This is a genomic window from Mesotoga infera, from assembly GCA_011045915.1.
GTDB classification, from domain to species: Bacteria; Thermotogota; Thermotogae; order Petrotogales; family Kosmotogaceae; genus Mesotoga; species Mesotoga infera_D.
On sequence record DSBT01000255.1, the window covers coordinates 1 to 13,755 of the forward strand.

14 protein-coding genes are annotated in these 13,755 nt (G+C 44.3%); 7 read left to right on the forward strand and 7 right to left on the reverse strand.

Annotated features, from left to right (window positions below; genetic code table 11):
• The first annotated feature begins 259 nt into the window (after window positions 1-259).
• Window positions 260-814 carry a DNA-3-methyladenine glycosylase I gene (locus ENN47_08665; GenBank protein ID HDP78237.1) on the forward strand — a complete coding sequence of 185 codons (555 nt, stop codon included), beginning with the start codon at window positions 260-262 and terminating at the stop codon, window positions 812-814.
• 86 nt (window positions 815-900) lie between these two features.
• The gene (locus ENN47_08670; GenBank protein ID HDP78238.1) at window positions 901-1,872 is read left to right on the forward strand and encodes a hypothetical protein; all 972 of its coding nucleotides are present in this window, start codon (window positions 901-903) and stop codon (window positions 1,870-1,872) included.
• Here the strand turns inward: ENN47_08670 and ENN47_08675 are convergent.
• Entirely contained in the window at window positions 1,869-3,065 is a 1,197-nt protein-coding gene (locus ENN47_08675; GenBank protein HDP78239.1) for an anaerobic nitric oxide reductase flavorubredoxin, read from the reverse strand. The two genes, ENN47_08670 and ENN47_08675, sit on opposite strands and share 4 nt — an antisense overlap.
• Window positions 3,066-3,514: 449 nt before the next feature.
• Here ENN47_08675 and ENN47_08680 point away from each other — a divergent pair, with 449 nt between their 5' ends.
• The gene (locus ENN47_08680) at window positions 3,515-4,168 is read left to right on the forward strand and encodes an HAD family hydrolase (GenBank protein HDP78240.1); all 654 of its coding nucleotides are present in this window, start codon (window positions 3,515-3,517) and stop codon (window positions 4,166-4,168) included.
• Here ENN47_08680 and ENN47_08685 read toward each other — a convergent pair.
• From ENN47_08685 to ENN47_08710, 6 genes are all read right to left on the reverse strand, one after another.
• Window positions 4,149-4,793, reverse strand: coding sequence for a deoxynucleoside kinase (locus ENN47_08685; protein ID HDP78241.1), 645 nt, complete (start codon window positions 4,791-4,793; stop codon window positions 4,149-4,151). The genes ENN47_08680 and ENN47_08685 overlap by 20 nt on opposite strands.
• Window positions 4,790-5,407 (reverse strand): deoxynucleoside kinase, encoded by a 618-nt coding sequence (locus ENN47_08690; protein HDP78242.1) that lies wholly within the window; start codon window positions 5,405-5,407, stop codon window positions 4,790-4,792. The genes ENN47_08685 and ENN47_08690 overlap by 4 nt, the downstream gene beginning before the upstream one ends.
• 112 nt (window positions 5,408-5,519) lie before the next feature.
• Window positions 5,520-6,005: a molybdopterin-binding protein gene (locus ENN47_08695; GenBank protein HDP78243.1), complete on the reverse strand. Its 486-nt coding sequence runs from the start codon at window positions 6,003-6,005 to the stop codon at window positions 5,520-5,522.
• 15 nt (window positions 6,006-6,020) lie between these two features.
• On the reverse strand, window positions 6,021-8,573 hold the full coding sequence (pulA, locus tag ENN47_08700) for a type I pullulanase (GenBank protein ID HDP78244.1): 2,553 nt from the start codon (window positions 8,571-8,573) through the stop codon (window positions 6,021-6,023).
• Window positions 8,574-8,586: 13 nt separating this feature from the next.
• Window positions 8,587-9,570, reverse strand: coding sequence for a hypothetical protein (locus tag ENN47_08705; GenBank protein HDP78245.1), 984 nt, complete (start codon window positions 9,568-9,570; stop codon window positions 8,587-8,589).
• A gap of 106 nt (window positions 9,571-9,676) precedes the next feature.
• Window positions 9,677-10,030 (reverse strand): antibiotic resistance protein VanZ, encoded by a 354-nt coding sequence (locus ENN47_08710; protein ID HDP78246.1) that lies wholly within the window; start codon window positions 10,028-10,030, stop codon window positions 9,677-9,679.
• A gap of 133 nt (window positions 10,031-10,163) precedes the next feature.
• Between ENN47_08710 and rpmB the strand changes: the two genes are divergently transcribed.
• The 4 genes from rpmB to topA all read left to right on the forward strand — a co-directional run.
• Window positions 10,164-10,355 carry a 50S ribosomal protein L28 gene (gene rpmB / locus ENN47_08715; protein HDP78247.1) on the forward strand — a complete coding sequence of 64 codons (192 nt, stop codon included), beginning with the start codon at window positions 10,164-10,166 and terminating at the stop codon, window positions 10,353-10,355.
• Window positions 10,356-10,399: 44 nt separating this feature from the next.
• The gene (gene alr / locus ENN47_08720; protein HDP78248.1) at window positions 10,400-11,509 is read left to right on the forward strand and encodes an alanine racemase; all 1,110 of its coding nucleotides are present in this window, start codon (window positions 10,400-10,402) and stop codon (window positions 11,507-11,509) included.
• On the forward strand, window positions 11,509-12,561 hold the full coding sequence (locus ENN47_08725) for an HD domain-containing protein (protein ID HDP78249.1): 1,053 nt from the start codon (window positions 11,509-11,511) through the stop codon (window positions 12,559-12,561). The genes alr and ENN47_08725 overlap by 1 nt, the downstream gene beginning before the upstream one ends.
• An 18-nt stretch (window positions 12,562-12,579) precedes the next feature.
• Window positions 12,580-13,755, forward strand: a 1,176-nt coding sequence (topA, locus tag ENN47_08730) for a type I DNA topoisomerase (protein HDP78250.1), incomplete at its 3' end; no start/stop codon positions are given.

Sequence of the window (13,755 nt, forward strand, 5' to 3'; positions counted from 1 at the left end):
ATCTTATCGTCGAGCTTCTTCTAAGAGATCCTAGAACGAAATCTTATGAGCAGGCAAAAGCGGTTGTTCAAGAGATATTCGATTCGGAAGGATGGAGCAGATAGAAGACGTGTCGTTTTTTTTGAACCGGGAAGGACTCCAATAATTTGCTTTGTGAATCCCATCGTCAATCAACTGCTTTTTCAGTGAAGCAGCGAAACGATTCTTCGAAATCGGAAAAATCACGAACTCCGTGGAGTGAAGAATTGTGACGGCTAAAATGCGGTGCCCCTGGGCTGAAGTGGATGACTTATACATCAAATACCACGATACTGAGTGGGGTGTTCCTGTTCATGAAGACAAGAAGTGGTTTGAGTTTCTTGTTCTGGAAGGAGCTCAGGCCGGTCTCAGTTGGCTCACAGTGCTGAAAAAGAGAGAAAGTTACAGGGGGGCCTTTGCAGGCTTTGACCCTCGTATTGTTGCAAAGTTTGATGAGAATGAAATTGAGAAACTAATGGCAGATTCCGGAATAATCAGAAATCGAAGAAAGTTAGAATCGGCTATTAACAACGCAAGGGAATTCCTTCAAATTGAAGTGGAATTTGGCTCATTCGATAGATTCATCTGGAGTTTTGTTGATTACAAGCAGGTAGTGAATTCCTGGACTAGTCTCTCAGAAATCCCAGCTGTTAGTAAAAAAGCTCATCAGATCTCTCACGCTCTAAAAGAGAAGGGCTTTAGTTTTGTTGGACCAACAATCGTCTATGCCTTAATGCAGGCAGCCGGCTTAGTGAACGATCATCTTGTATACTGCTTCAGGTATACAGAAGTCTAAATGTGGATTGAGAATTCTCATCTTCCTTCATTATTTGATGATATAATATCTCTTGCTTAAGTAGATAGCTACGTGGGGTGGTCCAGATGAGCTGGCTTCATACAGGAGAGATTTTTGCCCTAATAGACTTGCTTGATTCCAGAAATGGTTCTTACGAAGAGAAAGCGATCAGAATCTTTGATTCGCCGCTTGCAAAGATGTTTGGGCAGTTCCGCATTCGTGATTCAGAGGTAGAAGAATGTCTGATTGCTGCTTTTTCTGGAAGAGAGGATCTTTCTGGTCTTTCTAAGGACTGCACGGAGCTGATCTACTATGTCGAGAAGATCAGAGAGAGGGAACCTGAGCTAAGAGCCTTCTTTGATCTTATCAAGAGAGATGAAGAACAGATCAGATCAAAGGCTATCTCAATGGCCGAACAGTATCTTCCAAAGGGGGTATCGTTCGGAGGGCTGAATGTCTACTTCATTCCAATGCCATACAATGCCAATGCAGATCACAGAGGCGTTTACTTCGATCCGGTTTTTGCTCTTGATGTTGGCATAGAGGCTATCGAAGAAGTAATGGCTCATGAAGCTCATCACATAGCAAGAAATTCTATTACCAGAGAAAGACTCGAGTTTGACGAGACACCTCTTGACCAATTAGCTTACAGATTTGTAAGTATGGAGTGCGAAGGAATCGCGAATCTTGTGAGTGATGCGTCAAAGATTCCTGCGATGGAACGCGTTGCACTATCTAGAGCAAAGATTATGGGAGAGTTTGAGAAGCATCTTGAAATGCTTCAGGAGGTCTTTCTTAATCTCGCACAGAATAACATCTCCGATAACGAGGCCGGTTTGATAATGCAGAGAAGCTGGTTCAGCATCGGAAATCTTGCTCCGGTAGGAATGAAAATGGCTACGGAAATTGAGAAAGAGCTGGGTAGGGAACGACTTATTTCGGTTGTTGGTGATACTGTTGCCTTTCTGAAAACCTACCAGGAGGTAGCATTGAAGAAATCCTACTACCTCCTGGAAGAGGATACCTTTCTTTTATTAGGTAGACTTCTTGGAATTTAGTTTGCTTGAAGCTTCGAAGCAAAAGCCTTTCCGAATTCTCTGCAGTCGTTAAGGCTGAGATCATCTGGTGACCAAAGTTTCTTCAAACCGGGTTGTATGATCTCAAATCCCGCTTCTTCCACCATTTTGCCCAGAACATCTATTGACTCACCGCTCCAACCGTATGTACCGAACACAGCCGCTTTCTTGTTCTTAAAAGCTAGACCTTTCACTTCATGAAGCATGCCTGACAGAGGTGCGAGAATTCCCTTGTTCACGGTTGGAGAGCCAAACAGAACGGCCTTTGACCTAAATATCTCTGTCACAATGTCGTTCTTGTCCATCTTTCCCGCGTTGTATAGTTTGACTGGAGTGCCGATGCTCGCTTTGCCAATGCCTTCAGCAATAGCTTCGGCCATCTTTCTAGTGCCTTCCCACATTGTATCGTAGACAATGGTGACTTGGTCTTCCTGGTAATTGTTTGCCCATTTCATGTAATTCTCCACTATTTGGACTGGATCTTTTCTCCAGATTACTCCGTGACTTGGGCAGATCATGTTAAGTGGGAGATTGAAGGACAGGACTTCTTCTATCTTTTTTACAACGAGCCTGCTGAAAGGAGTGAGAATATTAGCGTAATACTTGATCGCTTCCTGATAAAGTTCGGCCTGGTCTACAAGATCGTTATATAGGAGTTCCGTGGCATAGTGTTGCCCAAACGCGTCATTGCTGAAAAGGATCGCGTCACCATCCAGGTACTCAAACATCGAATCTGGCCAGTGAAGCATCGGTGCTTCCACGAAGGTAAGTGTTTTCTTGCCGAGCCTCAAGGTGTCCCCCGTTTTTACCGTGACAAAATTCCAATCTTCATGAAACTGCCCCCTAAGAGATTTTTTTGCGTTCTCCGTACAGTAAATCGGGATGTTTGGAATCTCTCTCATCAATGCCGTAAGACCACCGCTGTGATCAATCTCTCCATGATTCGCAATCACGTAGTCAATCTCCGCAAGATTTTCGACTCTCTTCAGGTCCTCCACAAACTCCTCTGCAAAGGGTGCCCATACTGTATCGATCAGGGCTGTCTTCTCGTCCCTTATTAGGTAAGAGTTGTAACTTGACCCTCTGTGAGTCGAATAATCTTCTCCGTGAAACTTTTTTAGTTCCCAGTCAATCTTGCCGACCCAAGTTACACTATCAGTAATCTTCCTTCCCATATGAACACCTCCCATATTCACTATAACTCTACCAAAATTGACCGATTTTATCGGTAACATTTGTTACACATCCTCTCAGAAACCCACGTCACTGAAGTCTTCGCTAAAACTAATTCTAGTAGAATAAACGCTTTCATGGTAATGATAGTTTGATCAAGAGCGCCAAAGCCAAAACTTTTCGCAAATCATTCCAGAGACGGTTGCTGCAGAAGATAAGAGAAGTCGAACCCTAATCTGAATGTTAGAATTTCGATCCACCTATGGTGATAATTGGTACTTCAGGCTTGTTCATTGCCAGTTGGTTGATTGGCCTTGACTGGAAGTATTTGATCGCGCGTGATATTCTTAGAGCAAGTGTCAAATTCAGTTCGCGACTTCGGTTCGTGCAGCAAGAAAGATCTCCATGGGAAGGATAACGGGGACAATTCATTTGTGATGGGAGTGTTTTGGTGAAAGAACGTATCACATATTTGTTTGATCTTGACGGCACACTAAGCGCTGTTTCTGATGAGGATTTTGCAAGGCGGTATTTTCAACTTGTTTCCAGCTCGGCAGAAGGGAGGGTTGTCATAGAAAAACTTATGGCTGCTTTGGAGATCGCACTCAAAGCTCTTTTCGGTGATAGAGACAGCTTCAAGAGTAATTATGACCTTTTTATGGAGAGGTTTGTGGAATCGATGGGCGAGCATGATCGGAATTGGTTTGAAGAGTTTTTCAATGAGTTTTATGACGGTGAGTACAACAAGTTGGAAGAGTTAGTAGCACCCCGCGAGAACGTAGTAAAGGTGTTGAAAGACTTGAGGCAGACCGGGAAGGGAATTATCATCGCAACGAACCCAATTTTTCCGGAAAAGGCTATCAACAAAAGACTTGAGTGGGTTGGAGTGGAGAAGGGACTCTCGGACTACGTGACGACCATGGAAAACTCCCATTACGTGAAGCCCGATGTGAGATACTATCATGAGATCTTGGAGATCAACGGCCTTGAGGCAAGAAACTGTGTTATGATCGGAAACGACATGAGCATGGACGGTGTTTGCTCAGCTGCTGGAATCGAATACATCGATGTCTCTTCAGTTCAGTCTATCTGGAAAACAACCTAGACTGTACTCCCGCCATTAGTTCTGCCGTGAATCTCGAGATCAGGTGAAGGACATCGGCTCTATCCTGAGCGCTTTCTATGAAATCGTACCTGTCACCGTCAATGATTAGTTTTCTGCAAAATGCAACTCTCTCTATCCAGTCATCGTACAATCCGTTGAGTCTTTCAATGTAGTCTTCGCTTACATCGCTCTCAAAGCCTCGGCCCCTCTTTTTTATCCTGTTCAACAGCACACTCTTCGAGCACTTAATATACACAATTCCGTCTGGAGTTGAAAGGTGGTCCGAGAGTGTCTCATAGGTGTCAAGATAGAGTCTCCAGTCTCTTTCATTTATGTAGCCCATCAGCTGTAAATTGCGGGCGAATATTTCCACATCTTCGTATATCGTTCTGTCCTGTAAAATCACCGCACCCTCCGTCACGACCCTCTTTAGAAAATCAAAGCGTTTGACAAGAAAGAACAGCTGCGAATGAAATGCCCAGCTCTTCATATCCGAGTAGAAGTCTTCAAGAAAAGGGTTTTCATCAACGGCTTCGTATACCCCTCTGAACCCAAGTTCCTCCTCCAGCAGATTAGTGAGAGATGATTTCCCAGCTCCGATGTTTCCGCATATTCCCAATATCATAAGATCGCCTCAATTCTCTCAAAAACCTTTTTGAGATCTTCTGGATTTCTCACAAAATCGATGTTCGAAGTATCAATTCTCAGAACCTGGCTTTCGGTCACGTCTTTCATGTAATTCTCATAAGCATCGCTTAACATCGAGATATAGGTCCTGTCCATTCTTCTCTCAAATGGTCTATCTCTAAGAGCAATTCTATTCATCAGGGTATCGACATCAGCGTATAGATACACTATAAGGTCTGGATGAAGAACCTGCTCTTTCAAAGCATTAAAGATCTTCTCATACAGTCTGAGTTGCTCTCCCTTGAGGTTAAGGGATGCAAACAAATGATCCTTAATAAAGGCATAATCAGAGACTACTCCCTGTCCCTGCGAAGCCGCCTTCCTGACGTTCGACTGCTGATCAAACCTACTTATCAAGAAGAAGAGCTGGGTTTGAAAAGCCCATCTTTCCATATCTTCATAGAAACGAATTAGAAATGGATTTTCTTCGACAACTTCCAGTACAGTTGGCATAGTATATTTTCGAGAGAGGGTTTTAACAAGGGTTGTCTTACCGACTCCTATTACTCCTTCCACAGAAACATACTTTCCGCTTAGATTAGAAAACATCATCCAGATTCACTGCTCCATTTCTGAGAGACATGATGGATATTTCGCCTCCAAACATTGCCAATCTCTTTGTTAAAGAATGAACTTTCCGGTCGCGAAGATATCTGCAGTTCAACTAGCTATTTCTATTCTGAATTCTCTCCGATGTTCTGAGTCCATCGAAAAAAGGTTTCAAATAGTTTAGAACGGATTCCAGGTAATAATGAACGGTTTCGTGATAACCGGGAACAGAGAGTACTATTGAATCTCCAATTGTGCCTGCTCCAACCCGATATAGGCAAAGAGAAGGGTCGGCAACTATTGCATTCCTAAGCATTGCCGTCTCAATTCCTGTCGCCCTTTTATCCACAAGAGACAAGACAACTTCGGGTCCTATGTCTTCCCTGTAAAGTCCCGTTCCTCCAAGAACGAGAACTATGTCATTTGAACAGGAATCGGCATATATTGCCTCTTTAAGATCGCTCATCACTGGGTCAACATCAGTAGAACCTGCGTACGTAAAACCATGATCTTCGAGAATCCTTTTTGAGATCTCTATCGATTCAGCGATCTCATCGAAAAAACCAGACTCAAGTATTCTGATTATCTTACAGCTGTACATACCTCACCTCCGGGCTTACTTGAAGAAGACATAGGTGGATATTGGTTCAAGTGTCACTTTACCTGAGAGCCTTTCAAGCGGAGCATCCGAGACTCTGACTCCGTCTGATGCAAGATTCCAACTATCGTCAGGGAGGGTTATCTCAGAAGGTTCTAGATTGCCGTTGAAGATTACTAGTATCTCCTCCCAAGAATCGCCTACCGACTTTCCATTTATGGTGAACGCCACCATGTTTCTCGGCGCGTCAAGGAAGGTCAGGTTGTTGCTGATCTGCTCTGATGAAGTCATCCTGAAGGCTGGATGGTTTTTTCTTAGAGCTATTAGATCCTTGTAATAGGTGAAAAGATCAATGAACTCAGCCTTCCTTGAATAATCCATCTTGTTTATCTCAACTCCGGCGTTATAGCTGTTTTCGTTGCCGTACTTCGTACGTGCGAAATCTACTCCACCGTGAAGGAAAGGAATTCCCTGTGAAAGAATAACTATTGCATTTGAGAGCTTCTGCGCACTTAGGAGAAGATCTCTGGGGGCATCCGGCATCGCAGCACTATTCTTGTCCCACAAGGTCTGATTATCGTGGGCAGAAACGTAGTTTATAGTCTCTGCCGGATCATCAGCGAAGTCCTTTATTTCGTTACTGTATTCGATGCTACCCACGATACCGCGCATTATCCTACGCTCTTTTGCCCTGCTTCCAAGGGCAAAGCCCTTCACCTTCTCATCGAAAACACTACCTCGGATAGCGTCCCTGAGGTTATCGTTGAACACGCTTACCCCGGTTCCCTTCTGATCGCCCTTTCCAAAAGTGATAGTCGCTCCCCATCCTCCCCATGGCTCGCCATAGAGGAGAATCGATTCATCGACAGCGTGAAGTTCACGGTCTATTGCAAGAACTGTTTCTCTGTCTATTAGACCCATAAGGTCGAATCTGAACCCATCGATTCTATATTCACTGACCCACATTTTCAGAGTATCGAGAATATGCTTTCTCATCATCGGCCTTTCGGTAGCTATCTCATTACCGACTCCTGTTCCGTTCAAATAAGCTCCAGTTCTGTCTGTCCTGTAGTAGTAATAGGGAACTGTCTGATCAAAGGGTGAAGAGGAACCAGTTGTCGCCGTGTGATTGAATACAGTGTCGAGAATGACTCTGATACCATTTTCATGGAATTTCTTTATCATTATCTTAGACTCGATTATCCTGCTCAGAGGATCGGACGGATCGATACTGTAATGTCCCTCAGGTACCATATACAGATAAGGATCATAGCCCCAACCATACTGTCCCTCTTCTCCCTCGTTGATATAGTGAATGTCGTTAAAGGGCATTATGTGTACATGAGTCACGCCAAGTTCAGCAATGTGATCCAGTCCGACAGACACTCCCTCAGGGCCTGACCTGCCCGTTTCTGCGAGTCCGAGATATTTGCCCTTATACTCCACAGTTGTATCAGGGTCGGAGGTCATGTCTCCAACATGAATCTCGTATATTATTGCATTCTCCGGATTCTCCAATAGCGGCACTTCATGATCGTTCCAACCATCGAAAGCAACCCTATCAGGATCTATTACGACTGATCTCTCACTGTTTCTTGTTACCGCTTGTGAGTAAATATCTACTGTGTTTCTTTCCTTACCGTAGGAAAAAAACCTGTATATGTAGGCTTTAAGATGCAGATCTCCTTCAACTGCCGCTTCCCATACTCCGTTCTCTCCTCTGCTCATTGGAATCTCAACGTAACCATCGGAATAGAGGTCTTCAAATAGAAGCACCGACGCTGAAGAAGATACCGGCGACCAGACTCTGAAGACGGTCTCGCTCTCTGAGTAAATTGCTCCGAGTCGGTTTCCATAGAAGAATTGCGGGTCATCAAGCGCCTTCCTGACAATAATCTCACTTGGAAGGAACCCTTCTATATTCAGAGAAAGCTCTCCGCTAACATATTCTGCAGGAAGTGGCTCTGCCAGCGTTATTTTTACGTAGTTTGTGACAGACACATCAGTTGGATCTGCCTTCTCAAAGGATTCAATCTCAATGAGAGAACCATTCACAAAAACTTCAGGAGTTACTATTTTGGTGTCTACCGGAGCCGAGAGAGATGCAAATATCTCACTCAGTGAATCCAAAAAGGCGATCTTCACTCTCGGTGTAAGATCTATCTTCTCTGGACTGATCAGAAACTCTTCTTCGCCTTCGATCACCCAAATCTCGGCCACTCCTGATTCGGGGATGTCGACAAATCTATCGGCAGTAACGTCTTTCTTTTCCCACTCTCTGAGTCTCACTATGAAACCGACTCTAGAGTGTATTTCATCCAGCTTGACAGTCGCTGAAACTCCAAAGTCATCTGTCTTGTCGAAAGCAAATGATTTTCCATCCATACTTTTCGGCTTATCGGGCCAAATCCAGAGATTCCAGCCATCATAGTTTTCGTCGTATCTGTGATAATGGATAATTATTACAGTTCCTGCATCATAATCTACTGCGTTTTTTCCCATACTTTCTCCCGTAAAAGCAAAAATCGTTGTTCCGAAGATGATGAACAAGAAGAACAACACCCTTTTCATTATAAAGCCTCCCTTAATCCAGTGGGGTTACAATGAAGCCACTTATCCTTCTGTCATATCCATATTCGAAAAGAGTCTCGCTTCCATCTCGATCTCTGATTCTGAGATAACCGCCTCTGGGATCAATGTAGCTTTCCCAAAGATAGTCGTAGTCAAACGTAACTTGACGGGAACGATCGAGTGTAACGAATATTTCAAGCTGATCCTGGACTTCCAGAACATCTTCAGATGCAAAGAGAAAAAGATCTTCATCCAGACTATTCTCCGATCTGGAGACAACTGATAATGATGAGCCGTCGAAACGCCCACCCTCTGAGGCAGTGAGAACAATGATCGCATACTCACCGCTCTCGAAAATTTCTATTTCAGATATGGTCAATTTTGCGTCAAGCAGCGAATGATTCTGGAGCGATTCATTTGCTTTCGTCGGCTGAACATCTTCCTGGATTCTCGCTTCAACTATCTCCGGCTCTTCGTTCCAAACGCCGAGAGCTTTTTCGGAGGCGTACTCTTCCGCACTGGACAGATCGATTTCTCCTTCACCGACTGCACATGCGAGCCCGCTGGAAACAATGATCGACTGAATCAAATAGGATTCTCCATCAAATTGAATCCAGATGTAAGCAGCAGAACCTCTTGACGAGGAGGCACTTTGAACCGTGGCTTGAAGCCCAATCGTACTTCTCAAGAAGGACAGAAGCCTTCTGCTGTAGAGCTTTGACGAATCGTATTGGGGAATGTCAAGTCCGGCCAGCATGAACCTCTGGAGAGTGCCTTCTCTCATAATTAAGAGGTCGGAATTATTCTCTGTACCAACTATCAACCCTGAAAATCCCGATGTCGTGGCATCAAGGGAGACATAGTGGAGTTCGTCCATGGTCCACGAATCTGCTAGAGTAGTTGAAGGAGAAAGCCATGAAATAAAAAGGAGTAGGATAATCAGAGACCCCGAACTCCATAAGTTCTTATCGACCAAACAAAACACCTCCCATAACATGGTCAAAAAAAGTATATCATCACGACCTGAAGATAAATGAATCTAGAAACTTCCTTTGAAGAAGGAATAATTAGACTCTGTCCAGTTATGGGTGAGAAGTTTTGTCTTATGAAAAGAGCTTCGAGCGCCAGATGAATGAGAAGATGAGCACGGGAATCATCCAACCCAAATAATTGAAAGCAATGTCGACTGCATCGAAATGTCTGTATGGAGATAGAATCTGCAGATACTCTAGGACAGTTGGACCTATAACGAGGAACAAGAAAAACGAAATTCTTATTAGCCCTTTGACTTCAATCTTCGAACAAAGCAGAAAGAGAAGTCCACCGAAGAAAAAACCGACGAAATGGAGAAATTTGTCGCTTCCGACTGCAAACCTGGGCGCGCCCGGTCTTAAATAGAAATATACGGTTGCCACCATAAACACTATAGACAATACAATTACCAGATTTCTCTTCATTAAACAAGATTATGCTTGCCTTGGACACGAAAGTCAATGACATTCATTTCGGAATCGGAACCTGTCGAGTTGAAAAGCTGGTCTTTCTTTACTATAATGAAGTGTATTGTAAATTGAGAGGAGGACACGACTCATGTCCAAGGTTTGCGAAATTTGTGGAAAGGCACCAACTACAGGAAATATGGTCTCCCACTCAAATAAAAAAACCAAGCGCTGGTGGAAGCCAAATGTTCATAAGGTACGTGTCATGATTGACGGTGAGGTAAAAAGAGTAAGAGTTTGTGTGAAGTGCCTCAAAGCTGGAAAAGTGACGAGAGCAATATAGCTGGAGCGCGCGAGGCGCGCTTTTTTTCGCTAAGAAGGTATGTTATGAACAGTCGAAAGACCTTCGCTTTGATCGATCTGTCTGCTTATAAGCAGAATCTTCTTTATTTGTCAAGGAAAGCATCTCCGGCGAAGCTGATGGTTGTTGTAAAAGCTGACGCCTACGGTCACGGCGCAGTCGAGTTATCGAGGGCCGCGCGGGATATCGGCATTGAGCGGCTAGCAGTTGCTTTTCTTGAAGAAGGCATCAAGATTCGAGAAGGTGGGGTCGATCTGCCGATTCTTGTACTGAACTATGTTGACAGAGACGAAATTCCTATCGCCGGGAAATTCGGCTTGACTCTGACTCTTTGCTCATTTGGTCAGCTTGAAGAAATCGTTGACCTCGAAGTGCCGCTCCCCGACTTTCATATTGTTGTAGACACAGGAATGAGGCGTCTCGGCATGGAGTGGGAGGACTCGTTGAGGTTATTTGAATCGGCCATCTCGAAGGGAATTAGAATCACGGGCGCATACACGCATTTTGCTACTGCAGATGAGAAAGAGAGTGATTTTGTGTCTGAGCAGCAAGATTCTTTTGACAGATTTTTGGCTGGTTTAGGGGAAATACCACTCGACGGCTTCGAAACTCACATATCCAACAGCGCCGGGACTATTTTTCTCGATAACTCGAGATACGACTGTGTGAGAGCGGGAATTGCTACCTATGGCCTGCAGCCCTCGATTATTGTTGATAATAACCTCATACCAATACTAGAGTGGAAGACTTGCATCTCCTATTTGAAGGAGATACATGCCGGTTATTCGGTTAGTTATGGCAGGACCTTCCTTGCCAACCGCGATATGCTGGTGGCAACCATTCCGGTTGGTTATGCCGATGGTTACAGCCGACTGCTATCAAACAAGGGTTATGTTATCATTGCGGGCAAGAGATGCAGGGTTCTAGGTAGGGTTTGCATGGATCAGTTTGTGGTCGATGTCTCTCATATAGAGAGAAAGATCTCCGTAGGAGATGAAGTGGTTATCATTGGTTCTCAGGAAGGGGAGAGAATCACAGCAGAGGAGATGGCGGATCTTTGCGGCACCATCAACTACGAGGTTGTCTGCTCGATCTCTTCAAGAGTTCCAAGGATCTATCGGAAAGGAGAAAATTGATGAAACTCCGCGATATTATTGGAAATGAGATTTTGAATCAGATAAATGCCGATCAGGATAAGAGCAACAAGGACGGCTTTCCCTTTGTTTCAGATCTGCGTCCGGGAAGTTCCGTTCTATCTGTCTACAAAGTGCATTCGAAGAGAATTCAGGAAGCTCGAGATGGGAAGAAGTTCTTGCTTCTCACTCTCTCAGATAAAACGGGTGCTATTAGGGCTATAGATTGGTTCAATGCTGAACAGAACGACAGTGCTTTGGAACAGGGAGCTGTTATTAGGGTTTCGGCTCGTGTAGTTGTTTATGAAGACAGGCAGCAGCTCAACCTTGATTCGGAAGGGATTCAGGTTCTCGGAATTGGACAGTATGATCCCGAAAGGTTTATGGCTGTAACAACTAAGGATATCCCTCAGATGTACGATGATCTTCTCAGTCTTATCAACAATATCAGCGAACAGCACATCAGGACTCTGCTTAAGGAAATGTTTGAGAACGACAAGAAGTTCATCGAGAAATTCATAATCTCACCTGCTGCGTCGAAGGTTCATCATGCGTACAAGGGAGGCCTTCTGGAACACACAATGTCAGTTGCAGAACTGTGCGGCTTTTTCGCAATGAAGTACAGCGAATCTGTAGACAAAGATCTCTTGATAGCCGGCGCCTTACTGCATGATGTTGGCAAAGTCTACGAATACGCTGTCACTCCGTCAGGAATTGACAGAACCAATGACGGTGAACTGGTAGGGCATATCGCAATGGGCATAGAGATGATCGGCAGAACCATTTCTAAGATTCAAGGTTTTCCTCGTTATCTTCAAACAGAGATCAAGCATCTTCTTCTTTCTCATCATGGAGAGATGGAGTGGGGTTCTCCCGTTATTCCAAAAACGACAGAAGCAATTGTACTTCACATGGCCGATGATCTGGATTCGAAGGTTGCTCAGTTTCGAGAGATAGAAGAAAGAGAGTTCAATGGTTCTACGTCTTCCTGGAGCAACTATGACCGGTTCCTAAATAGAAGAGTATTCATGAAGAATCGAAGATCGGGCGACTGAAGAAGTAGGAGTGATATCTTGCCAGACAAGCTTGTAATCGTTGAATCGCCAGCAAAGGCGAAGACAATTGGTAGATACTTAGGGAAGAACTACGAAGTTACCGCCTCCAAGGGACACGTTAGAGATCTGCCGGAATCAAATTTGGGATTGAATCCCGATACCTTTGAACCGACATATGAGGTTTTGAAAGGTAAGGAGAAGGTAGTTCAAGAACTTGCAAGGAAATCCAAAGGCAAGAAAGTCTTTCTTGCTTCTGACCTTGACCGCGAAGGCGAGGCAATCGCGTGGCACATTTCCGAGCTTCTGGGTCTTCCTCAAAACGAAAAGAATAGAATAGTCTTCAATGAGATTACTGAATCGGCAATAAAAAGTGCAATACTGGATCCGAGAGAGATAGATATGTCGAAAGTCGAAGCTCAGGTGGCCAGGAGAGTTCTCGACAGAATTGTGGGTTATAAGATCAGTCCAATTCTCTGGAGAACCATGACAAAGGGATTGAGTGCCGGAAGAGTTCAGTCTGTAGCCTTGAAGTTCATGGTCGAGCTTGAGAAGAAGATCGCTGTCTTCGTACCACATAAATTCTTCAAAATCTTTGCCCAGGTCGGCGAAGATCGATTCTCTCTTTCGCAAATTGATGGCAAGAAGTTTAACAACAAATCTGTAACAAGTGAAGAAAAGAGAGACGAGATAATACACGAACTCTCAAAATCCAATCTTCATGTAAAAGAAGTCAGAAAGCGCACTTCTAAAAGAAGTGCTCCGATGCCTTTCATTACATCGACTCTTCAGCAAGGAGCGATTGGCGAACTGGGGTGGAGTGCAAGCAAGACGATGAAGATTGCTCAGCAACTATATGAGGGAATAGAGACTGATAAGGGCCAGATAGCCTTTATAACATATATGAGAACTGACTCTACGAGGATTTCGAGTATGGCCAGAGAAAAGGCTGTAGAGATTGTCACTAGCAAATTTGGAAAGGAATACGTTGGCCCTGTTCGGTCCGCCGGGAAGGGCAAAAAGATTCAGGATGCTCATGAAGCGATAAGGCCCACCTATCCCGAAAACGATCCAGAAACAGCTAAGCAGCTTATATCCGGGGATAACCTTAGGCTGTACACGCTTATTTGGAACAGGTTCATAGCTTCTCAGATGGCTAGTGCAGAATACGCGGTGACAGATGTGCAGTTAGAGGAC